Origin of the sequence: Neisseria sp. HMSC069H12, assembly GCF_001812735.1 — a bacterium.
GTDB classification, from domain to species: Bacteria; Pseudomonadota; Gammaproteobacteria; order Burkholderiales; family Neisseriaceae; genus Neisseria; species Neisseria subflava.
In genome coordinates this window covers 1-22,617 of sequence record NZ_KV810238.1, presented here as the reverse complement: position 1 = coordinate 22,617, position 22,617 = coordinate 1, and the positions used below count along the sequence as shown (strand labels likewise).

The window sequence follows — 22,617 nt, the reverse complement described above, 5'->3', positions numbered from 1 at the left end:
CTGTTTTTTCTTGCAGATGTTGTTTCAGACGGCCTCCGCCCACTTTGGACGACATGCCAATATTTCCCTATAAACCGGACAGCTTTCAATATGCGCGCCGGACAGGTAGCCGGTACTCATCAGAAATTCGCCGACGATTTCGCCGCCGACAAATTTGAAATGTTTTTTAAACAGCTTCACCCATTCAGCCTTGTCGAGCGGATGGTTCGCATCGAGCCAGTTTTTGAATGAGCCGTACTCTTGCTGTATTTGTTTGATTTGTCGCGCATTATAAATGGCTGCGTTGATTTTCAGGCGGTTGCGGACGATGCCTGCATCGGCAAGCAGCCGCTCAATATCGGTTTCGTCAAATGCGGCAACCGTATCGATGTCAAAACCTTTAAATGCCGTCTGAAATGCCTGCTGCTTCTTCAGCATCAGCGTCCAGCTCAATCCTGCCTGATTGATTTCCAACACCAGCCGCTCAAACAATTCATTGTCGTCCTCAATCGGAAAACCGTATTGCGTGTCGTGATAATGTTTGTTGGGATTGTCCGTATCATCAGGAAGCGTGTCGACAAATTCGCAGTAATTCATGTTTGCTGAGGGAAAATTGAAACAAAGGCCGTCTGAAAGCATTTTTCAGACGACCTAAGACCTGCAATATCAAACAGATGAAAACCTGTTTGGATGTTTGCAAAAATCAAGCTACTTCGCCTGCGTATTGTTCGGCAGTCAGCAGACCGTCGTAATCGGCAGGGTTGGCAGGTTTGATTTTGAAGAACCAGCCTGCGCCATAAGGATCGCTGTTGGCAGTTTCCGGAGCGCTTGGCAAATCTTCGTTGACGGCAACGACTTCGCCTGCAATCGGTGCATACACGTCGGACGCGGCTTTTACAGACTCAACCACACCGGCTTGCTCTTCGGCAGCCAGGTTTGCGCCGACTTCTGGCAGCTCGACAAACACGATGTCGCCCAACAGCTCTTGCGCGTGATGGGTAATACCGACGGTGATGGTACCGTCTTCTTCAAGGCGCAGCCATTCGTGGCTGGCAACGTATTTCAGTTCTGCTGGGATGTTGCTCATGGTTTGATACTCCATTGATAGGGGGTTATTTTCAGACGGCATCTGCATGAATCAATATCCACAGATGCCTTGTTCAATGTTTTCTACAAACGTCCGTATCGGACGACAATTAAAACCTGCTTTCAGACGACCCTTAACAAATAAAGGCCGTCTGAACCGATATTAATCAAATTGTTTTTGACCGTTGCGGACAAACGGCAGCTTCAGTACGCGTACGTCCACTTCTTTGCCGCGCATCAGCACTTTGGCGGTATCGCCGTCAAAGTCTTTCGGTACTCGTGCGATGGCGATGGATTGTTTCAGGCTGGGCGAGAATACGCCGCTGGTGGTTTCGCCTTTGCCTTTATCGGTCAACACTTCCATATGCGCGCGCAGGATGCCGCCTTTGTCGAGCAACAAACCGACCTGTTTGACGGCAACGCCTTTTTCTTTCAATGCCAGCAAAGCGGCTTTGCCGACGAAATCGCGGCTTTCGTCTTTCAAATCAACCGTCCAACCCATGCCTGCTTCGAGCGGGCTGGTGTCGTCGTCCATATCGTTGCCGTAGAGGTTCATGCCGGCTTCCATGCGCAGGGTGTCGCGCGCGCCGAGACCGCAGGGCTGTACGCCGGCTTGTTGCAAGGCTTTGAAGAATGCGACGGCTTCGGTGCCGGGTAGAATGACTTCGACGCCGTCTTCGCCGGTGTAGCCGGTGCGGGCGACAAACCAGTCGTTGCCCAAATCCGCGCCTTGGAACGGTTTGAGGTTGTGGACGACATCCGCCCATTCAGGTTTGACGGTCAGGAGTTTTTCAATGGCTTTAGGGCCTTGTACGGCAAGCATACCGAGGTCGTAGCGCGGATTGAAGGCGACGCCGAATTCTTGTCCGACTTTGTGGAACTGGGCGGTGTCTTTCTCGCGGGTCGCGCCGTTGGACACGATACGGTATTGGGTCTCGGCTTCGTTAGTACGGTAAACGATCAAGTCGTCAATCACGCCGCCGTTGTCGTTGAGCAGCGCGGAATAAAGGGCTTTGCCGACGAAGGCGAGTTTGGCAACGTCGTTGGCAATCAGTTTGCGGAAAAAGGCTTTGGCGTTCGCTCCGGCGACGTCGGTAACGAGCATATGGGATACGTCAAACATACCTGCGTCGGTGCGCACGGCTTCGTGTTCGGCGATTTGCGAACCATAATGGATGGGCAGCTCCCAGCCGGCAAAATCTACCAGCTTCGCGCCTGCATCTTGATGGGCTTGATGAAATGGGGTGGTTTTCAGAGCAGTCATTCTCAAGTTTCTCCGGATTTTTTGTTCAGATGCCACCCGCGCACCTGTGCGCGGATGACCCTATCTGTCCTTGAACCTGAGATTTTCGGCCGTATCCGCATGATAGCAAACCAGTCTGCTCACTGCTTTGCGCGGTTGTCTGAATGGTGGTTCAGACGGCCTTCTCCCCTTCGGTGGACGTTATTCAAACGCCGCTCTCCAGATTGTTTGTTTCAATGTGCAGTCCCTGATACCTGAGCGATTTAAGGGTGTCTGCGCCTTCGGTGGTTACATTGTAGTTGGGTGTAACACTCTCCTGCACATTTCCCGATTATGTCTTGAATCGGCGGTTTGGGCAAGTAGCCGACGAATATTTATGATATGAATATCCGTCTTTTTATTGGGGCGGCAAAACCTAAGTCTTTATAAAATTGTTAGCTATGCGGCAAATGTTTTTGCAAAAGTCCCAGGCCGTCTGAAGCCCTTACCCGTTTTTCCTATATAATTCTGTTTTTTCGATTTATCTGCGTCCATCATGAACCGCCTCAAACGCATTAAAACCATCCTCTGCACGCTCTACCGCTACCGCCTTGCCGAGCTGATTGCCTCGCTGGTCCGTCCGGGTTGGGCGCGGACTTTCCTCAATATGTTGCCGCAGTCGTCCAAGTTCAAACACGAGACGCCTGCCGTGCGCCTGCGTTTGGCGTTGGAAAGCCTGGGGCCGATTTTCATCAAATTCGGACAGGTATTGTCCACGCGTCCCGATTTGATTCCGCATGATTACTCGGTCGAATTGGCAAAGCTGCAAGACAAAGTCCCGCCGTTTGATGCGCAGCTTTCACGCTCGCAAATCGAAAAATCGCTGGGGCAATCCATCGAAACGCTGTACGCAGAATTTGAAACCGAGCCCGTCGCCAGCGCCTCCATCGCCCAAGTACACAAAGCCCGCCTGCATTCGGGCGAACAAGTGGCGGTCAAAGTCTTGCGCCCCAACCTTCTGCCCGTTATCGAACAAGATTTGTCGCTGATGCGCTTCGGCGCGGCTTGGGTCGAGCGTCTGTTTGCCGACGGCAAGCGTTTGAAACCGCGCGAAGTAGTAGCGGAGTTCGACAAATATCTGCATGACGAGTTGGATTTGATGCGCGAAGCCGCCAATGCCAGCCAGCTCGGACGCAATTTCCAAAACAGCGATATGCTGATTGTGCCTAAAGTGTTTTACGACTACTGCACCAGCGACGTGCTGACCATCGAATGGATGGACGGCACGCCCGTATCGGAAATCGCCAAACTCAAAGCCGACGGCATCGATTTGCACAAACTTGCCGATTACGGCGTGGAAATCTTCTTCACGCAAGTCTTCCGCGACGGCTTTTTCCATGCCGATATGCACCCCGGCAACATTTTGGTCGCCGCCGACAACCGCTACATCGCCCTCGATTTCGGCATCGTCGGCACGTTGACCGACTACGACAAGCGCTATCTCGCCATCAACTTCCTCGCCTTTTTCAACCGCGACTACCACCGCGTCGCCACCGCCCACATCGAATCGGGTTGGGTGCCTGCCGACACACGTGCGGAAGAATTGGAAGCCGCTGTCCGCGCCGTGTGCGAGCCTGTGTTCAACAAACCGATTTCGCAGATTTCCTTCGGCTTGGTGCTGATGCGCCTGTTTGAAGTCAGCCGCCGCTTCAATGTCGAAATCCAGCCGCAGCTGGTATTGCTGCAAAAAACGCTGCTCAACATCGAAGGCTTGGGCCGCCAGCTCGATCCCGATTTGGACTTGTGGAAAACCGCCAAACCGTTTTTGGTGCGCTGGATGAACGAACAGGTCGGCCCCAAAGCCCTTTGGCGCAACCTCAAAAACGAAGCCCCCGATTGGGCGCAAATCATCCCTTCCCTGCCGCGCAAAATCAGCGCGCTGATTGATGAAAACCGCCAGCAGGAAATGCGCGATGCCTATGTGCATCTGGTCAAAGTACAGCAACGCCAAAGCCTGTGGCTGGGTGTGATTGCGGTTGTTTTGCTGCTGATTTTGCTGTTTAAGTAAACCGTAATACAGCTTTAAACGACATAACAAAGGCCGTCTGAAATCGATTTTCAGACGGCCTTTTATATGCCGACCTATTCTTTTTTCTCGTGCTGAACATGTCCGCTTTCAACTTCAATATGCCGTCTGAAGCGCAAACCTGCAGCATGGTAAAACGGATGCGGCGAGAATTGGCGCGATACTTGCGAAGCGAAGATGCACGTCAGCAGCATCCAAAACAGCAAATTCTGTCCGCCCGTCATTTCCATTACCACCACGGCGGCGGTCAACGGCGATTGGGTCGCGGCGGCAAGGAATGCGGCCATGCAGAGCAAAACCGCGACATTGGACGCGTCGCCCAGTTGCGCGAAAGAAGCCATGTGTTCGCCTATCATCGCGCCGATGGTTAACGACGGCGTGAAAATGCCGCCGGGAATGCCTGCCCAATAGCTGAACACGGTTGCCGCCCATTTTGCGGCGGCCAAGCCGAACGGCGCTTCATACGCGCCTTTGAGTGCGGCTGCGGCTTCGTGATAGCCCGTGCCATAGGTTTTGCCTTGATAAAACGTACCGAGCAACGCCAGCAAAATACCCATCACAAAGGCGACCACCAACAAATGACGGCGGATGAAACTGCGCCAGCGCACCGGTGCGAATGCCGCCGCTCCGCGATACAAAAAGCTGCCGAACAATCCACCGGCCACGCCGCAGACTATGCCCGACACCGCGGCCCACATCAGCATATTTGGCAGCTCATGCCCTTGAAAACCTGAGAAATACGGGTTGTTGCCCTGTATCGCCACTTGAATAAAACCGGCCGCCAACACGCCCATCAGAATTTGACGTTCCCAACGCAAAAGCACGCCGCGCCCCAATTCTTCGATGGCAAACACCACGCCGGCTAAAGGCGCGTTAAACGCCGCCGCCAAACCGCCGGCCGCGCCTGCGGCAATCAAATCGTTTTCCTGCATGCCCCTAAACGCCAGCCCGTGCTTTTTACACCACGCGCCCCAAGCGTTCATCACTGCCGCACCCACTTGCACAGACGGCCCTTCCCTGCCGACAGACGCGCCAAACAGCATGGCGCAAAACGTCAGCGGAATTTTGAAAAAGGTTTCGCCCAAACGAATCAAACGGGTTTTCTGCGCACCATAAGGCAAAGACAAAGAGGCGATAACCTGCGGAATACCACTGCCGGAAGTGTACGGCGCAAATTTGCGCGTAAACCATGCCAAAAGAGGCAAACCCAGCGGCAAAGCCACCCACGCAAACCACGGATATTTCCCCACCAGCAAAGCGTTCCATCCCAAAGCCAAATCCGCCAAGTACGCAAACATCAAAGCCGTCAGAGCAACCAGTGCCGAGCCTGCCAGCAAAAACAGAAAGGCAATGCTCTTTTTCGACAGGCGTTTGGTTTGGCGGATTTTGTGGGCAAGGCGCGCCGCCCAAGTCTGGGGAAATTTCATAATAAACACGCAGTCAATGTGTTCAGACGGCCTTGATACTTTTCTCAAAGGCCGTCTGAACACAAGGATAAAGGTTTTTAAGAACGGTAATCCGCGTTAATCGACACATATTCGTGCGACAAATCGCAGGTATAAACAGCCGCCGTCGTATCGCCGCGTTGCAAATCGATGCGGACAGTGATTTCCGGACGGTTCATCACGGCTTGTCCTGCTTCTTCGGTATAGCTTTCCGCACGGCCGCCGTTTTCGGCAACCAACACGTCATCCAGCCACATTTTCAAAGCATCGACGTCCAAGTCTTCAATACCGGCATAGCCGACGGCTGCCAACAGACGGCCCAAGTTCGGGTCGGAGGCAAAGAAAGCGGTTTTCACCAAAGGCGAATGGGCGACGGCATAAGCCACTTTGCGCGCCTCTTCGCGGGTTTTCGCGTTTTGCACTTCAACCGTGATGAACTTGGTTGCGCCCTCTCCATCACGGACAATCGCATGCGCCAGTTCCAAAGCCAACGAACCGAGCAATGCCTTGAGCTGCGCATAGCGCGGATCGGCAGTATTGTCAATTTCGCTCTGACCGCAACGGCCCGTCGCCATAATCACGAAGCTGTCGTTGGTGCTGGTATCGCCGTCCACGGTAATCGTATTGAAACTTTCGTCTGCGATTTCTTGCGTCATCAGCTGCAAAATCGGTTGGGACACTTTGGCATCGGTAGCGATAAACGACAACATGGTCGCCATGTTCGGATGAATCATGCCCGAGCCTTTGGCGATGCCGGTCGCGCGGACTGTGTGTTTTTCGCCGACCAATCCTGTACGTGAAGCGGCTTTCGGTACAGTATCCGTCGTCATGATGGCACGCGCCGCGTCCGACCAGAATGCAGGGCGTACTTGCGGCAAAGCGGCCACGATTTTATCCACAGGCAGAGGCTCCAAAATTACGCCGGTCGAAAACGGCATAATCTGATTGGATTGGCAGCCGACCTGTTCTGCTGCCGCCGCGCACACTTTAATCGCGTCCAGACGGCCTTGTGCGCCGGTACCTGCATTGGCATTGCCCGTATTGATGACTAAGGCACACACGCCGTCTTGGTCAAACAGATGCGACTTGGCGATATGCACCGGCGCGGCGCAGAAACGGTTTTGCGTAAACACCGCGCCCACCGTATGTCCGCCGCCCAACACCATCAGCGTCAAATCGTCGCGGTCTTGTTGCTTGATGCCGGCACGCCCTGTAAACAGACGGATGCCGTCGATTTCCAACAATTCGTCTGCACGTTTTTCAGTCAAATTTACAGCCATATCATTTTCTCCTGTTTACACTATTTTCAGACGGCCTAAACGCTATACGCCCAATAAGGGAATCAAGATAGGCACCAATATCGCCGTCAACACGCCGTTGAGCGTCAAGCCCAAGCCGGCATATGCGGCCATACGGCGGCCGTATTCCAAAGACGCCGCAATACCCATCGCATGTGAGGCCGTACCCAAAGACATTCCCACTGAAGAAGGCATATACAACGCCCCTTTCAACACTTTATATCCGGCCATCTGTCCAAAAAGTCCGGCAATAATCACCGTTGCCGCCGTAATCGCTGGAATACCGCCGATAGACGCCGTGATTTCAATCGCAATCGGGTTGGTCACCGATTTGGAAGCCAGCGACAGAATCACTTCGCGCGAAGCGCCCAGCCATTTGGCAAAATACACACCCGTAACAATGCCTGTCACGCTGCCCGCCAACTGCGACAACACCACTGGCAACCACTGGCTGCGGATACGGTCCCAATTTCGATAAAGCGGCACGGCCAGCAACACGACTGCCGGTTTCAACCAAAAATCAATAAAGCGCGAAGCAGAATGATACAGCTCGTAATCGATGGCAAATACCTTCAAATACCCCATCAACACCAGCGTACTGATCAATACCGGATTACACAGCACATTCCCCGTGCGCGTCCGAATATGCACCGCCAAAGCATATACGGCCAAAGTCAGGAACAGCATGACTGAGGGCATGCGCAACAGCCCGTCTATATTCATCACATCCGCCTCCTGACCCACTCATGCACTTTGCCGGTCACCAACAATACGCAGATCGTACTGCCGATTGTGGCCGTCAAAATTGAAAACCAGTCGTTTGCAATCACGTCCAAATAGCTGATGACGGCCACGCAAGGCGGCACCAAAAACAAAGTCAGGTTTGCCATCAAAATGTCTGCCAGTTCTCCCACCCAAGACAATTTGACCCAGCCTGCCTGAAGCGCGGCAAACAGCAAAGCCATGCCGACAATACTGCCCGGCAGCTTCAACCCCAAAATCCAAACGGTTGCCTCGCCCAAAGCCAGGCAACCCAATACCACCAATAAGGCACGAATAAAATTCATTAAGCCGGTTTCTCCTTATCCTTTTTCAGACGGCCTCAAAAAATTTATTAATCATTGAATCATATCGTGCCACAGGCCGTCTGAAAAGGGAAGAAACGCCTTCCTTCAAGTTTAATGAAAGATAAGTATGATTACTCTAGCAGATTGGCTTAGGAATGTTGAAATCCCTACCCTGCTTTTTGTCTTTAACGGCCGCCGCAAACCGGGCATTCGGGATTGCGTCTCACCCCGTATTGCTGCCATTTTCCGCTCAATGCGTTATAGGTAGAAAGTTTGCCGTGCGACGGCGTACCGATACCGATCAGCACTTTAAGCGCTTCGGCGGCTTGAGTCGTTCCGATAACGCCGACCAACGGCGAAAAAACGCCGAACAATGCACAAGCACCGTCGCTGGCTTGTTCGCCGTCAAATAGGCAGGCATAGCAAGGCGTATCGGGAAGATCGGGACGGTACACGGCGATTTGTCCGTCAAAGCCGACGGCCGCTGCGGAAACCAAAGGCGTGCGCATGGCAACGGCGGCGCGGTTAACTGCTTGGCGTGTGGGATAATTGTCGGAACAATCAAGGATGATGTCGGCGGCGTTTGCCAATTCGACAAGCCTGGCCTCATCGAGAAATTCGGCAATAGCTGTAATGTGTGTTTGGCTGTTGATTTGTTTCAGACGGCCTTGCATCACCAAAGCCTTGTTTTTACCGATGTCGGCTTCGGTAAACGTGATTTGGCGTTGAAGATTGGTCTCGTCGATGGTATCGGCATCGGCAATCGTCAGGCTGCCGATGCCGGCGGCGGCAAGATACGGCAAGGCCGCCGCACCCAGCCCGCCGCAACCGACAACGAGCACATGGGCGGACAAGAGTTTTTCTTGGCCTTCGATACCGATTTCGTCAAGCAAGATATGGCGGCTGAACCGCAGGAGTTGTTGATCGTTCATCATAATAATAAGGCCGTCTGAAACCCAATGTTCAGACGGCCTGAGTGATTTAGAAATTAATATTTTCGTATGCGTTGTCAAACAGGAAAGGACGGCCTTCGCTGCTGGTTTCGGATTCGAGGCGGATGCCGCTGAGCATCATATTGCGGTCAACGTCTTTCATCATGTCGTAAACGCTCAAGAGCGCCAAATTGAGGCCGGCCAGGGCTTCGGTGGCAATGCTGCCGTTGCTGTGCGCTTGGACGGTCAGCGTAACCTTCAGGCAGGCCAACTCAACGTTAATATCGAAATCAACCTGCACGCCGATGATGCGGCCGGGCAGGTGCAGCGGAATCAGGTTGGCAGTCTGTTTGATGCTCTGAATGGCAGCAACGCGGGCAATGGTCAGGATACTTGCCTTTTCGGTGGCATTCTCTATCAACATCCTTATCGCCTGCTGGCTCATGTTGATAGTGCCGACGGCGACGGCGGTGTGTTGCTCAGGAAAATCGGGTTGGTTGGGAAATTCAATCATGGGTTTCTCGCCTCTGTTTTGATGGGCAATATTTTACGGCATTTTACAGACAGCGACCACGCGGCGGATACAGACGGCCGTTTTCCGGTTTGAAATGTATCGGGTGTTACCATTGGCAGTTTATAAAAATCTGCTATACAATGGATTCACGATACACCCAAATTAACATTTAAATAAGAGAAAAATCATGCAACTGCATATCTTGAATAATCCAAAAGATGCCGCTCTGGCAGCGGATGCGGAATTTTTAAAACAGTCTCTTTTCAATCTGCTACATGAGGAAGCGTCGCCTTTGGTGGTAGAAACCGTTAAGCTATTATCGACTTCAGACGACAGTGCTGCCCTGATTGAGAAGGTGTTGCCGCAATTGGACGAACAACAAACCCACGATTTAACCTTGGCCTGCGGCCTGTTCGCGCAGATTTTGAACATCGCCGAAGACGTACACCACGAACGCCGCCGCCAAATCCACGAAGAGGCCGGACACAACAGTGCCGAAGGCAGCCTGACGGAAACCGTGCGCAAGCTCAAAGCCGGAAAAGTCAACGGCAAAGCGGTGCAACAACAACTGGACAACACGGTCGTTACCGCCGTTTTGACCGCGCACCCGACCGAAGTACAACGCCAAACCGTCTTGAGCTTCAACCGCCGCATCCGCGCGCTGCTGCCGCAACGCGAACGCTGCACCAACCCCGAAGCACTGGCTCAGTTGCGCCGCGAAATCGACACTGTCCTTTTGGGCCTGTGGCAGACCAGCGAAACGCGCCGCCACAAACTCAGCGTCAACGACGAAATTAACAACGGTGTATCCATCTTCCCAATGAGCTTCTTTGAAGCCCTGCCTAAACTCTACCGCACAATGGAACGCGATTTTCAGACGGCCTATCCCGGTATCCGCGTTCCGAATATCCTTAAAATCGGCGGCTGGATCGGCGGCGACCGTGACGGCAATCCGTTCGTTTCTGCCGAAACCTTGCGTTTTGCGTTCAGACGGCATGCTGATGCAGTGTTCCGCTTCTATCGCGGCGAACTCGATAAACTCTACCGCGAATTGCCGCTCTCCATCCGCCGCGTCAAAGTCAACGACGACGTGATGGCACTGGCCGCCCTCTCGCCTGACGAAGAAATCGCCCGCACTGAAGAACCTTACCGCCGCGCCATCGCCTACATCATGGCACGCGCTATGGGCAAAGCACGCTCACTCGGTTTGGGCATGGGCTGCAAATTCGGCTTCCTCGAGCCTTATGCCACGGTCGAAGAGTTCCTCAACGACCTGAAAAAACTGCAACGCTCGCTCCAGGAAAACGGCAGCCAACTGCTGGCAGAAGGCCGTCTGGCCGACATTATCCGCAGCGTGTCCGTATTCGGTTTCTACATGATGCCGCTCGACCTACGCCAACACGCAGGCAAACACGCCGATGTGGTTGCCGAGCTTTTCCAACACGCAGGCTTGGAAGACTACAACAGCCTGAACGAAGAGCAAAAACAAGCCGCCCTGTTGCGCGAATTGAGCCATCAACGTCCGCTGTACAGCCCGTTCATCACATACAGCGACCATACCCGCCACGAACTGGCAATTTTCAACGAAGCGCGCAAAATCAAAGACGAATTTGGCGAAGATGCCGTTACACAAAGCATTATTTCCAACTGCGAACAACCCAGCGACCTGCTCGCCTTGGCATTGCTGCTGAAAGAAAGCGGCCTGTTGGTGGTGGAAAACGGCAAACCGCACAGCCGCATCAATATCGTGCCTCTGTTTGAAACCATCGAAGCACTCGAAAACGCCTGTCCGGTCATGGAAACCATGTTCCGCCTCGACTGGTATGACGCACTGCTCGAAAGCCGCGGCAACATCCAAGAAATCATGCTCGGCTACTCCGACTCCAACAAAGACGGCGGCTACGTTACCAGCTCATGGTGTCTGTATCAGGCCGAATTGGGCTTGGTCGAACTCTTCAAAAAATACGATGTCCGCATGCGCCTGTTCCACGGCCGCGGCGGCAGCGTAGGTCGCGGCGGCGGCCCATCTTACCAAGCCATTTTGGCGCAACCTGCAGGCAGTGTTGCCGGACAAATCCGCATTACCGAGCAAGGCGAAGTCATTACCGCCAAATACGCCGACCCGGGCAATGCCCAACGCAACTTGGAAACCTTGGTTGCCGCGACTTTGGAAGCCAGCATCCTGCCGGACAAAAAAGACCCTGATGCCAAACTGATGCAGGATTTGTCGGACGTATCGTTCAAATACTACCGCGAACTGATTACCCACCCCGACTTCATCGACTACTTCCTGCAAACCAGCCCGATTCAGGAAATCGCCACCCTCAACCTCGGCAGCCGTCCCGCCAGCCGCAAAACCTTGGCGCGGATTCAGGACTTGCGCGCGATTCCGTGGGTATTCTCATGGATGCAAAACCGCCTCATGCTGCCGGCTTGGTACGGTTTCGGCAGCGCAGTGGAAACCTTGTGCGAAGGCAATCCCGACACACTGGCCGCGCTGCGCGAACACGCCCAAAGCAACCCGTTCTTCCAAGCCATGCTCTCCAATATGGAGCAAGTGATGGCGAAAACCGACATCACCTTGGCGGAAAACTATGCCGGCTTGAGCGAATCGCCCGATAAAGCAAAAGTCATCTTCAGCATGATCAAGGAAGAATACCAACGCAGCCGCAAAGCACTGCTCGACCTGCTGCAAACCGAAGAGCTCCTGCGCGACAACCGCAGCCTCGCCCGTTCTCTTGCCTTGAGGATTCCATATCTGAACGCCCTCAACGGCCTGCAAGTCGCCATGCTCAAACGCCTGCGCAAAGAGCCCGACAATCCTCACGCCCTGCTGATGGTTCACCTGACCATCAACGGCGTGGCGCAAGGTTTGCGTAATACCGGTTAAGGCAGCACGAGAAAAAGGCCGTCTGAAACAATTTTCAGACGGCCTTTTATCATAAGAACACACCAGCATTGCAGCTGTTTTGAGTACTTCCACAATATGCTATAATCCGCCGTTAAACTTTTATCTTTTCAGGAAAAACCATGAGCTTGAAATGCGGCATCGTCGGTTTGCCCAACGTCGGCAAATCCACCCTCTTTAACGCGCTGACCCAATCGGGTATCGAAGCGGCAAACTATCCTTTCTGTACCATCGAACCCAACGTCGGCATCGTTGAAGTCCCCGATCCGCGTATGGCCGAATTGGCAAAAATCGTCAATCCGCAAAAAATGCAGCCTGCCATCGTCGAATTTGTCGACATCGCCGGTTTGGTTGCAGGTGCGAGCAAAGGCGAAGGCTTGGGCAACCAGTTCCTCGCCAACATCCGCGAGACTGACGCGATTGTTAACGTTGTGCGCTGCTTTGACGACGACAACATCGTTCACGTTGCAGGCAAAGTCGATCCGATTGCCGACATTGAAACCATAGGCACCGAGTTGGCACTTGCCGACCTCGCCAGCGTCGAAAAAGCCATCGTCCGCGAAGAAAAACGCGCCCGCTCAGGTGACAAAGACGCGCAAAAACTGGTCGATTTGTGCAAAAAACTGCTGCCTCATTTGGATGAAGGCAAACCTGTACGCTCCTTCGGTTTGGACGCAGAAGAACTCGCCATGCTCAAACCGCTGTTCCTGCTGACTGCCAAACCTGCCATGTACGTCGGCAACGTTTCCGAAGACGGTTTTGAAAACAACCCGCACCTCGACCGCCTGAAAGAATTGGCTGCAAAAGAAAACGCGCCGGTTGTGGCCGTTTGCGCCGCGATGGAAAGCGAAATCGCCGAACTGGAAGACGACGAAAAAGCCGAATTCCTTGCCGAAATGGGCTTGGAAGAACCGGGCCTGAACCGCCTGATTCGTGCCGGCTACGACCTCTTGGGCCTGCAAACCTACTTCACCGCCGGTGTCAAAGAAGTCCGCGCTTGGACCATCCACAAAGGCGACACTGCGCCACAAGCCGCCGGCGTCATCCACACCGACTTTGAACGCGGCTTCATCCGCGCCCAAGTTATCTCCTACGAAGATTTCATCGCTTTAGGCGGAGAAGCCAAAGCCAAAGAAGCAGGCAAAATGCGCGTAGAAGGCAAGGAATATGTCGTGCAGGACGGGGATGTGATGCACTTTTTGTTTAACGTATAAACCAAGCAAAACGCTTTTTCAGACGACCTTTGCCAAATCAAGGTCGTCTGAAACATTGAAGGAAACCCAATGACCTCCGTTATCCAAGACTTGAAAGCGCGCGGTCTTATCGCGCAAACTACCGACATCGAAGCCTTAGACGCTTTGTTGAACGAACAAAAAATCGCCCTCTACTGCGGTTTCGACCCGACGGCCGACAGCCTGCATATCGGCCACTTGCTGCCTGTATTGGCATTGCGCCGTTTCCAACAGGCGGGCCATACGCCGATTGCTTTGGTGGGTGGTGCGACTGGTATGATCGGCGACCCCAGCTTCAAAGCGGTGGAGCGCAGCTTGAATTCCGCCGAAACCGTTGCCGGCTGGGTAGAAAGCATCCGCAACCAACTGAAACCGTTTTTGAGCTTTGAAGGCGAAAACGCCGCCATTATGGCGAACAATGCCGACTGGTTCGGCAGCATGAACTGCCTCGACTTCCTGCGCGACATCGGCAAGCATTTTTCCGTCAACGCCATGCTGAACAAGGAATCCGTCAAACAGCGTATCGAGCGCGATGACGTAGGCATTTCCTTCACCGAGTTCGCCTATTCCTTGCTGCAAGGCTACGACTTTGCCGAATTGAACAAACGCCATGGCGCGGTTTTGGAAATCGGCGGCTCCGACCAATGGGGCAACATTACCGCCGGTATCGACCTGACCCGCCGTCTGAACCAAAAACAAGTATTCGGCCTGACCCTGCCGCTGGTCACCAAATCCGACGGCACCAAATTCGGCAAAACCGAAGGCGGCGCAGTATGGCTGAACGCGAAGAAAACCTCGCCGTATCAGTTCTACCAGTTCTGGCTGAAAGTTGCCGATGCCGATGTGTATAAGTTTCTGAAATACTTCACCTTCCTGTCTATCGAGGAAATCGACGCCATCGAAGCGAAAGACAAAGCCAGCGGTACCAAACCTGAAGCGCAACGCATTCTCGCCGAAGAAATGACCCGCCTGATTCACGGCGAAGCCGCCCTGCAAGCCGCGCAGCGCATTTCCGAAAGCCTGTTTGCCGAAGACCAAAGCAGCCTGACCGAAAGCGACTTTGAGCAGCTGGCCCTCGACGGCCTGCCGACTTTTGAAGTTTCCGAGAGCCTCAACGTGGTTGAGACTTTGGTGAAAACCGGTTTGGCATCTTCTAACAAAGAAGCGCGCGGTTTTGTGAACAGCAAAGCGGTATTGCTCAACGGACAAGCCGCCGAACTGAACAATCCGAACCACGCCGCCGAACGACCCGACGATGCCTATCTGCTGACCGACGCGCACAAACGCTTCGGCAAATACACCATCATACGGCGCGGTAAACGCAACCACGCTTTGTTGGTTTGGAAATAATCTTTAAACATTAAACACATCGTTTAAAACAATCATGCCGTCTGAAATCAGCCACGCTTTTTTTCAGACGGCATTTTCTATTGATGATATTCAGTTTTCCAAAAAGAAAGGGCAGGTTTTGCACCTGCCCTTCTATTAAGCCAATTTCCTTAAGAAACTTTTATCCCCAGCTTACTGCAAACGTTCATTTTCTTGACGGACGGCATTCACCACATCTGCGCCAAACAAAGCGTTGACATCGGTTTCATCAAACACATACTTGGTATGGCAGAAATCGCAATCGATTTGAATGCTGCCTTGTTCCGCCACCACACCGCCAACTTCCTGACCGCCAAGCATCAACAGCATATCGCTGACTTTGCCGCGTGAGCAGGTGCAGGCAAATTCAATGGCTTCCGGTTCAAAAACGCGGGGCGGGGTTTCATGATAAAGGCGGTAAAGGGCGTGATGCGCATCCAAACCGGTCAATTCTTGCGGGGTAAGCGTTTGCGCAAGCGTAGTCACATGCTCCCACGCGGCATCATCCAATTCTTCCTCCGGCAGACGTTGCAGCAATAATGCACCTGCGGCTTGATCGTCGGCGGCAAGCGTAATATAGGTATCGAGCTGCTCGGAACGTTTCATATAGTTGACCAACATTTGCGCAATGCTGTCGCCTTCTAGCGGGACAACACCTTGCCATGGGTCGGCATCTTTAGGCTGATGGGTCAAAACGAACACGCTGTTTTCGCCCAACAGCTCAGTCAGGCTTTCATCATCACGGATTTCAGCAGTTTCGTCCCAACGTGCGGTAGCGCGGACAGTATTTTCAGAAGTCGCTTCCACCACCAACATCTTCAGACGGCCCTGACCTTGAACCTGAACAATCAGCGCGCCTTCATTTTTAAGGTTGGCAGACAATAAAGCACCGGCAGCCAGCAATTCGCCCAATGCGCGACGGATGGCGACAGGATAATGTTTTTGGTTGACGATGTGGTGCCAAACCTTTTCAAGGCGGATGTGCATGCCGCGGATAGGCATATCGTCGAAGATAAAGCGTGTACGGATATCGCTGTGATTTTGTGTCATGTCAGTCTCTGAAAATAAATCAATGAATGCCGTTTATATGGTTGCAGCGGCGGATAAATCAAGCGAAACCGTGTTTGATGTTTTTCTAGTTTGTTTGGAAACAAGGGTTTAACGCAAAATAACAGCAGTTTTTTTTGCCAAAAAGACAGTTTTTGAATACAATCAAGCAGATAACAAGAGAATGATACGGGATAACATCTCAGAAACCGGCAATGTGCCTGCAATCGGCAGGGAATGCCTTCTGAAACGGAAGTTTTTATAATGAATTTTTTACTCCGGCTCGCAGCAGTTTGGACTTCGGTCGCCATGCTCGCGAGCGTCAATTTTTCTTACGCCGATGATTTGGAAAACCTGATTACCACCCGTCAGCATGTTTTAAACCAATTCAACGACAACGCCAACGTTTACGACAATACGCGTCAAGCAACCCCTGTCCACCCCGTCAATACACACCCCGCTCCAAGCAACAATACGCGCGCACCTTCAGGCAATGCAGACGAATTGATCGGCAGCGCCATGGGCTTGCTCGGCGTGGCCTACCGCTACGGCGGCACATCGGCTTCTACCGGCTTTGACTGCAGCGGCTTCATGCAACACATCTTTAAACGCGCCATGGGTGTAAACCTGCCGCGCACCTCTGCCGAACAGGCGCAAATGGGCGTTGCCGTGAGCCGTTCGGAATTGCAGCCGGGCGACATGGTCTTTTTCCGCACCATGGGTCCCGGCCGTATTTCCCACGTTGGCCTTTACATCGGCAACAACAATTTCATTCATGCGCCGAGAACGGGCAAACGTATCGAAATTACCAGCCTCGGCCACAAATATTGGAGCGCGAAATACGCCTTCGGCCGCCGCGTGAAGAAAAACGATCCATCCCGTTTCTTGAATTGAGGTGCATGATGGCAATGCCGCAAATGCCCAAATGGTATGACGATGACGGTCAGATTGTTTCCTGCACCGAAAAAGTCAAAGTCATGACCGAAAACTTGAACGAACTGTACCAAATAGCGCAGGACGCATTTGAAGACGCGCTGCTGATGGGTTGTTCCGAAAAACAGCTACGCGAATACTTCCGCGACTTAATGGCCGGACTGGAAAACCCTTATCAAAAAAACGGTTAGTTATTCGATCCATACAAAAAAGGCCGTCTGAAAGTTTTTCAGACGGCCTTATATATTGCGCCCTATCACAGGGGCATTTTTAACATAAATAAAGCCCCTTTAACAAAGGGGCTTTTTTATGTGCATCGTCTTTTATACAGTCAATCCAGAACCTCCAACATCCCCAAAATCTTTTATTGTGCGCATCTTCAAAGATGACGAACAACGCACACAATGTCTTAAAACAATCAACATCCCTATTTCTTCTCCAGATCATCTTTTTCATGCAAAAAACGCAGCCGATGAATACGGCCGGTTGTCCGTTCGTGAAATTATGAGTAAGGAACTCCCACAATGATGAATCAGGAAATTAAGAAAGCGCGTATAGCCGCCTTTGGCGGTGTCAGCGTAAGCGACACGCCAAAGGCGGATTCACGCGCGCCGATGGCGCCCCCCTTATCTAACAGGGGGGGAGCAGAAACCGAAGCGGCTTCATGTACCGAACAGGAAACCTTTGAGAAATACACCACGTTTCTTACTGATTCAAAAGGCCGTCTGATTGAAGTGCCTTTGCGTCGTGGCAAAGCCAATTCCGCTTTCATCGACCAAATCAGTTTTTCAATCCACGAAGATACCTTTTCCCTGCTCGCCGGTTATCCATTGGTTGCCGATGATGAGTATATCGTCCGCGCATCTATGGTTCTGGCCGATATTTTTGGTTTCGGTATTACCGAAAAAGCCAAGCATTCAGGTGGTCGTTTTTATGATTCCTGCTGGTTGATGGGTACAGACAATGCCCAATATGGCCGCGTTCATTTCGGTGGGCAAAACAATACCATGCTCATTGAAGTAACAGCCACGGGTTGCAATGCAGCATCTGACGGTTGGGAATCAAGACTTTATAACTTCATCATACAGGCTGTACGTCCCAAAATTACCCGTATCGACATTGCCAAAGACTTTTTTCAAGGCGAATACACGCCCGAGCAGGCCAAATCCGACCGCCTCGCAGGTAAGTTCACAAACCATCACATGATGCCTGATGGCGAATCGGTCGGTACGGATTGGGAATCAAACAACGGTAAGGGCAAAACCTACTATGTAGGCTCCCGTGAATCGTCCAAATACGTTCGCGTTTATGAAAAAGGTAAACAGCTCGGCGACAAAGAAAGCCAGTGGGTGCGTTTTGAAATTGAATTCAAAGCCAAGGATATTGTGATTCCGTTCGAAGTATTGACAGTTCCGGGTGAATACTTCGGAGGTGCATACCCTGTATGCGCCCAATTCCAAGAGAAAGCCGAACGAATCGAAGCAGTGAAAAAGAATCTTGAATTGACCTTTGAACGCTGCATCGAAGTAGCGAAAAACCAAGTTGGCCGTGCCATCAATGCCGCGAAATCCATGTTTCCGCAAAAAGATCGCTCGGAAATCTTAGCCATGTTCGAAGCCGATCATGACTTATTGCCCAAACGCTTAAGCCTTGAAGTTTATTCATGTACCGAAAACCACGCACCGGCCATACACGATAAGCCAGAAGGCAGTTTATGGCTTAATGAATCCGCCCAAATTTTACTTGAAATGGCCATTGAACAAAAAAACAAAATGACGAAGCTCATTGAGGCCAAGCATGAACAAGATTATTTGAATCTGATGTATGACCGATATGCATGTAGATTTTAAAAGGCAAAACGCTGCCGCCTTCAAGTGCAGTGTATTTAATAAGGAAACATATCATGCAAATGCAAATTCAAGGTCAAATCATGGGCGTTAAACGCTTTAACGGCCAAATCGACGGTAAAACCTTTGACTATTGCCGCGTCATCGTGTCTACACCGCTCGACAGCAGCCAAGGCAACGCATTAGGCAGCTCGGCCACAGAATATGACTACGGTGGTTCCGTTAACTTCGAACAGTTCAAAAGCCTTTCATTCCCATTCGAAGCCGCTTTAACGGTTGAACTCGTTACCAATGGCAAAAGCCAGAAACTGAAAATTCTCGGCTTCCAGCCCAAAGCACCAAACAAAGGCTAAAACATGACAATTACCCGCGTTTACATTGTTCAGTCACGGGAAACGGGCGATTTCCTTTATCCGTCTGATACGGGTGATGTGGGGCATACACCGTTTGTCAATGAAGCTGGTTATTTCTACGATCGAAACGAAGCGGTAGAAACCGCGTTATCCGAAATCGGTGAAAACTTTATTGTCTTCAGCTTTTTATCAGAATTTTAATTCAGGCTACGGGTGCGGTCTGAATCATAGAAAAAGCACCTATTAAATTTTGTTTAACTCACTAAAGGAAAACATCATGAAATTGATGAACACTTGCCGTAAATACGGCGCAAAACTGGCTGTTGTTGCCGCTGCTCCTCTGGCTTTCGCTACTCAAGCATGGGCCGAAGTACCTGAAAGCGTGAAAACCGACTTGGCCACTGCAAAAACTGATGCATTGTCCGTTGCCGCCACCGTACTGGGTATTATCGCTTCAATCTTCGCTATCCAGTTGATCCGCCGCGTATTGCGTTAATGTGAAGCACATTTCAGACGACCCCTTAAAGGTCGTCTGAATATTAATTGATATGAGAATCTAAATAATGGGCTACCAAGTCGGAAATAATTGTTATGCAACCCGTCAGGATGCCGAAAACGTCTATTTCAGTTTAGTGCCTCCCAAAATTGGCGATGACGGAAAGCTGTATCAGCTTAATTTTACAAAGTTTGGTTGGAAATATGGGGAACAGATTTTAAAAGCTGAATTGCCTGAGTGTAACCCGATAGATAGCATGAAAGACGGATCCTATATAGGCTGGTCAGTAGTTGCCATCATGGCAGCGGTTTGGGGTATTAGGTTGATATGGCAGAAATTAAGGTAAAACCATGATGGATTTTTATTTTTATCTTGGTGTGTTCGTTCCGGTCTTGGTGGGCTGGATGATTTTTAAATGACGTGGCTATATAATCTAACTTTCAGCAACCATTACGAAAGTTAGTATTATGCTTCTCAAAAATGAAAAAGATTTTTTCTATATCTCTGAATTTGAATTGGATGAGCTATCTAAACTCTATTTAGATAAACCTTTATCTTATGTTTTTTATTTATTTTTAAAAGAAACTGAATATTTAAAAAAATTCTCAATGAATAAGTGTATGAATTTTTATAATAGAATTGTTTTTGATAAATCCTGTTTTGAAATTCTATTTAAAGATGATTCAGTTTTCAGTATAGGAAATGGCGAAATAAATGTTACGGGTTTTAATAATAATTTTTCTGTTTGTATTCAGCTTTAATTCTTATGCTACAGATTTACAGGTTAGAAACGGCAAGCTAAGTTATCCGTTAACTAAGGAATTTAATGAAAATGGCTTTAGAGCATGGAAAGTAATAGGCGGTGGTATAGAGCAGGAATATCAAGCTAGATTTGATAAAAGTTTACATGTAAGAGATGCTTCTACAGGCTTTAGATCTACCTCAACTGTACCTGTAACATTACAAGCACGAGTATCCCGAAAAGCCGTCTTATCAGGCGCATTTGGCCTGGTAAAAGCAGGCGCAAAACTTGGTTTAAAAGCTGCTCCTTATGTTGGAGCTGCTTCATATGCTTATGATGCCTATCAATTTTTAAAAGGTGATTTAGAAAAAGAAGGTTACAAATGGAATGAAGTCAGCGAAGAATTTTTGAAAGAATGGCCCGCTAGAAACTGTCTTGTCAATCGAGATAGTGAAGGTAGATTGATAAAGGTCGCGTGTTATGGTGTCGACAGTTCTGTCTTAAGTGCTTACAGAAAAGGCGGTCAAAGCCGAATAGAAGCTGAACAACTTATGAAAGGCAAAATGGAAAAACTAGCGGGTCCATTTTGGGATCAAGAAAAAATTGCATTGGACAAAGAAAGAGGCGAACAATTTTGGGAATTTTATAGCCTTGATGCATGTTATTTTAATATGAATGGCGGAGGTTGTTCTGTGATATATGGAGGTGATGGAAGAAGCACGATTTCATTTCAATTATACATCAGAGACACAGAAGTCCTTGATCAACAAACATTTCTGAAAATCGCTACCCAATCTATTGATGGAAACCCAACGCCATTTGTCAAAGGCACCGGATACCCTGAATATAACGAAAAAGTGTCAGTCCCTGCCGGTACTGTTGTAACCATTGGCCCTATAACCCCCGAAAACGGCAAACCGGTTCAAATTACCATTACTTTCGGAAAAGATTCAAACGGAAACACTACGGCAGAAGTAGCAACAACACAGCGCCCCGACCTCACACCGGGCGGATCTGAAGCACCCAATACAAAGCCTGATCCAGATCCTACGCCTAATCCTGATGGCAAGCCTGATAAAAAGCCAGATGATAAACCCGATCCAGATGGTAATCCTGATAAACGTCCAGATCATAAACCTGACCCGGATGATGACCCTTCTGATAAAAGAAAAGAAGATAAAAAAGATGACAAGAAAGAAGAATCAAAAGGCTTACTTTGTAATGTTTTCCCTGACATATTAGCTTGTTCAGAAAAAGGCGATGTAGAGGAACAAGAAGAACCTTTCAAAATTCCTCATACAAATAACGATACAACATTTAGCCCTGATTTCTTCCTGCCCGATAATGGTGTTTGCCCTGCTCCAAGAACTGCAACCTATTTGGGCATAACCATGGAATTTAAATATGACATGATTTGTAATTTTGCCGAAATGATACGCTTCCTTGTGATTGGTATCGCAGCGGTAGCAGCAGCATTTATCATGTTTTCAAGTAGAAAGGACTAAAGCATGAAAGCTGCGTTTTTCGCCATATTACAAAGGCTATTAACCTATATTGTTGCAAAAGTATTTATTGCACTTGGCATTAGTTTTGTAACCTTTACAGGTTTTACAGTTGGATTAGGTTTTATAAAAGACTACGTAAAAAATCAGTTCAACTCAATGCCATCAGACATTATTCAAATTGTCATGATGGCAGGTTTCGGCCATGCATTAGGTCTGATATTCGGCGCATTCGCCTTTAATGTAGCAATGCAAAGCATAAGCAAACTGTCATTCATACCGGGTGGAGGTAAAAATAAATGATTATTCTACAAACAGGCGTTCCGGGTAGCGGCAAGACTAGCTCTATCGTCAATATGTTGATGACAGATGAAAGCTACACACATTTTACTGATAAAGACGGCGTCAAGAAAAAACGCCCGCTCTTTGTTAACGGCATTCCCGAACTCAAAATAGAACATGAAGAACTTTCAGACGAACAAATCAAATCCCAGCCGTTTCAAGATTTCCTCCCTTATGGTTCGCTCGTTATCTGTAGGAAAACGTTGCGTTGTTTACAC

Annotated in this window: 24 protein-coding genes, 1 pseudogene and 1 riboswitch; of the genes and pseudogenes, 15 read left to right on the top strand and 10 right to left on the bottom strand. The window is 50.3% G+C overall.

Going from position 1 to position 22,617, the window contains the following annotated elements:
• Nucleotides 1–24 precede the first annotated feature (24 nt).
• The 3 genes from HMPREF2872_RS00605 to gcvT all read right to left on the bottom strand — a co-directional run bounded on the left by HMPREF2872_RS00605 (nucleotide 25) and on the right by gcvT (nucleotide 2,329).
• Nucleotides 25–576 (bottom strand): DNA-3-methyladenine glycosylase I, encoded by a 552-nt coding sequence (locus HMPREF2872_RS00605; RefSeq protein WP_036472703.1) that lies wholly within the window; start codon nucleotides 574–576, stop codon nucleotides 25–27.
• Nucleotides 577–682: 106 nt separating this feature from the next.
• Complete coding sequence (gene gcvH / locus HMPREF2872_RS00600; protein ID WP_036492952.1) at nucleotides 683–1,081, bottom strand: glycine cleavage system protein GcvH; 399 nt, start codon at nucleotides 1,079–1,081, stop codon at nucleotides 683–685.
• A gap of 147 nt (nucleotides 1,082–1,228) precedes the next feature.
• On the bottom strand, nucleotides 1,229–2,329 hold the full coding sequence (gene gcvT / locus HMPREF2872_RS00595) for a glycine cleavage system aminomethyltransferase GcvT (RefSeq protein WP_049228674.1): 1,101 nt from the start codon (nucleotides 2,327–2,329) through the stop codon (nucleotides 1,229–1,231).
• Between the two features lie 210 nt (nucleotides 2,330–2,539).
• Nucleotides 2,540–2,637: riboswitch (glycine riboswitch) on the bottom strand.
• Between the two features lie 206 nt (nucleotides 2,638–2,843).
• Between gcvT and ubiB the strand changes: the two genes are divergently transcribed.
• On the top strand, nucleotides 2,844–4,355 hold the full coding sequence (gene ubiB / locus HMPREF2872_RS00590; protein ID WP_070630435.1) for a ubiquinone biosynthesis regulatory protein kinase UbiB: 1,512 nt from the start codon (nucleotides 2,844–2,846) through the stop codon (nucleotides 4,353–4,355).
• 74 nt (nucleotides 4,356–4,429) lie between these two features.
• Here the strand turns inward: ubiB and HMPREF2872_RS00585 are convergent, their stop codons facing one another.
• The 6 genes from HMPREF2872_RS00585 to HMPREF2872_RS00560 form a co-directional block, all read right to left on the bottom strand.
• Nucleotides 4,430–5,800, bottom strand: a complete 1,371-nt coding sequence (locus HMPREF2872_RS00585; protein WP_070630433.1) for a chloride channel protein — start codon at nucleotides 5,798–5,800, stop codon at nucleotides 4,430–4,432.
• A 77-nt stretch (nucleotides 5,801–5,877) separates the two neighbouring features.
• Nucleotides 5,878–7,098: a bifunctional glutamate N-acetyltransferase/amino-acid acetyltransferase ArgJ gene (gene argJ, locus HMPREF2872_RS00580; RefSeq protein WP_070630431.1), complete on the bottom strand. Its 1,221-nt coding sequence runs from the start codon at nucleotides 7,096–7,098 to the stop codon at nucleotides 5,878–5,880.
• Nucleotides 7,099–7,140: 42 nt separating this feature from the next.
• On the bottom strand, nucleotides 7,141–7,833 hold the full coding sequence (locus HMPREF2872_RS00575; RefSeq protein ID WP_141752824.1) for an LrgB family protein: 693 nt from the start codon (nucleotides 7,831–7,833) through the stop codon (nucleotides 7,141–7,143).
• A gap of 5 nt (nucleotides 7,834–7,838) precedes the next feature.
• A complete protein-coding gene (locus tag HMPREF2872_RS00570; RefSeq protein ID WP_070630426.1) occupies nucleotides 7,839–8,183 on the bottom strand; it encodes a CidA/LrgA family protein in 345 nt (114 codons plus the stop codon).
• A 185-nt stretch (nucleotides 8,184–8,368) separates the two neighbouring features.
• Nucleotides 8,369–9,115, bottom strand: coding sequence for a HesA/MoeB/ThiF family protein (locus HMPREF2872_RS00565; protein WP_210398834.1), 747 nt, complete (start codon nucleotides 9,113–9,115; stop codon nucleotides 8,369–8,371).
• A gap of 49 nt (nucleotides 9,116–9,164) precedes the next feature.
• Complete coding sequence (locus HMPREF2872_RS00560; protein ID WP_070630423.1) at nucleotides 9,165–9,629, bottom strand: cyclic pyranopterin monophosphate synthase MoaC; 465 nt, start codon at nucleotides 9,627–9,629, stop codon at nucleotides 9,165–9,167.
• 187 nt (nucleotides 9,630–9,816) lie between these two features.
• Here HMPREF2872_RS00560 and ppc point away from each other — a divergent pair, with 187 nt between their 5' ends.
• The 3 genes from ppc to tyrS all read left to right on the top strand — a co-directional run bounded on the left by ppc (nucleotide 9,817) and on the right by tyrS (nucleotide 15,119).
• A complete protein-coding gene (gene ppc, locus HMPREF2872_RS00555; protein ID WP_070630421.1) occupies nucleotides 9,817–12,519 on the top strand; it encodes a phosphoenolpyruvate carboxylase in 2,703 nt (900 codons plus the stop codon).
• A gap of 140 nt (nucleotides 12,520–12,659) precedes the next feature.
• Entirely contained in the window at nucleotides 12,660–13,751 is a 1,092-nt protein-coding gene (gene ychF, locus HMPREF2872_RS00550; RefSeq protein WP_049330669.1) for a redox-regulated ATPase YchF, read from the top strand.
• A gap of 69 nt (nucleotides 13,752–13,820) precedes the next feature.
• On the top strand, nucleotides 13,821–15,119 hold the full coding sequence (gene tyrS / locus HMPREF2872_RS00545) for a tyrosine--tRNA ligase (RefSeq protein WP_070630419.1): 1,299 nt from the start codon (nucleotides 13,821–13,823) through the stop codon (nucleotides 15,117–15,119).
• Between the two features lie 171 nt (nucleotides 15,120–15,290).
• Here the strand turns inward: tyrS and hslO are convergent, their stop codons facing one another.
• On the bottom strand, nucleotides 15,291–16,187 hold the full coding sequence (hslO, locus tag HMPREF2872_RS00540; protein ID WP_070630417.1) for an Hsp33 family molecular chaperone HslO: 897 nt from the start codon (nucleotides 16,185–16,187) through the stop codon (nucleotides 15,291–15,293).
• 261 nt (nucleotides 16,188–16,448) lie between these two features.
• Between hslO and HMPREF2872_RS00535 the strand changes: the two genes are divergently transcribed.
• From HMPREF2872_RS00535 to HMPREF2872_RS00485, 11 genes and pseudogenes are all read left to right on the top strand, one after another.
• Nucleotides 16,449–17,078, top strand: a complete 630-nt coding sequence (locus HMPREF2872_RS00535) for a C40 family peptidase (RefSeq protein WP_003684586.1) — start codon at nucleotides 16,449–16,451, stop codon at nucleotides 17,076–17,078.
• Nucleotides 17,079–17,086: 8 nt separating this feature from the next.
• Complete coding sequence (locus HMPREF2872_RS00530; protein WP_004519529.1) at nucleotides 17,087–17,308, top strand: hypothetical protein; 222 nt, start codon at nucleotides 17,087–17,089, stop codon at nucleotides 17,306–17,308.
• 333 nt (nucleotides 17,309–17,641) lie between these two features.
• The gene (locus HMPREF2872_RS00520) at nucleotides 17,642–18,967 is read left to right on the top strand and encodes a replication initiation factor domain-containing protein (RefSeq protein WP_283118946.1); all 1,326 of its coding nucleotides are present in this window, start codon (nucleotides 17,642–17,644) and stop codon (nucleotides 18,965–18,967) included.
• A 53-nt stretch (nucleotides 18,968–19,020) separates the two neighbouring features.
• Entirely contained in the window at nucleotides 19,021–19,317 is a 297-nt protein-coding gene (locus HMPREF2872_RS00515; protein ID WP_070630413.1) for a hypothetical protein, read from the top strand.
• Between the two features lie 9 nt (nucleotides 19,318–19,326).
• On the top strand, nucleotides 19,327–19,518 hold the full coding sequence (locus tag HMPREF2872_RS00510) for a hypothetical protein (RefSeq protein WP_199900423.1): 192 nt from the start codon (nucleotides 19,327–19,329) through the stop codon (nucleotides 19,516–19,518).
• A gap of 76 nt (nucleotides 19,519–19,594) precedes the next feature.
• Nucleotides 19,595–19,813, top strand: coding sequence for a major capsid protein (locus HMPREF2872_RS00505; RefSeq protein ID WP_070630411.1), 219 nt, complete (start codon nucleotides 19,595–19,597; stop codon nucleotides 19,811–19,813).
• A gap of 67 nt (nucleotides 19,814–19,880) precedes the next feature.
• Nucleotides 19,881–20,159: a hypothetical protein gene (locus tag HMPREF2872_RS00500; RefSeq protein ID WP_036472918.1), complete on the top strand. Its 279-nt coding sequence runs from the start codon at nucleotides 19,881–19,883 to the stop codon at nucleotides 20,157–20,159.
• A gap of 121 nt (nucleotides 20,160–20,280) precedes the next feature.
• On the top strand, nucleotides 20,281–20,574 hold the full coding sequence (locus HMPREF2872_RS11125; RefSeq protein WP_083311705.1) for a hypothetical protein: 294 nt from the start codon (nucleotides 20,281–20,283) through the stop codon (nucleotides 20,572–20,574).
• Nucleotides 20,528–22,060: an IgG-binding virulence factor TspB family protein gene (locus tag HMPREF2872_RS00495; protein ID WP_070630409.1), complete on the top strand. Its 1,533-nt coding sequence runs from the start codon at nucleotides 20,528–20,530 to the stop codon at nucleotides 22,058–22,060. Before HMPREF2872_RS11125 ends, HMPREF2872_RS00495 begins: the two co-directional genes overlap by 47 nt.
• Before the next feature lie 3 nt (nucleotides 22,061–22,063).
• Nucleotides 22,064–22,360 carry a DUF2523 domain-containing protein gene (locus HMPREF2872_RS00490; RefSeq protein WP_003685138.1) on the top strand — a complete coding sequence of 99 codons (297 nt, stop codon included), beginning with the start codon at nucleotides 22,064–22,066 and terminating at the stop codon, nucleotides 22,358–22,360.
• A pseudogene (locus HMPREF2872_RS00485) lies at nucleotides 22,357–22,617 on the top strand (hypothetical protein); the annotation flags it as partial. The gene HMPREF2872_RS00490 and the pseudogene HMPREF2872_RS00485, both read left to right, overlap by 4 nt.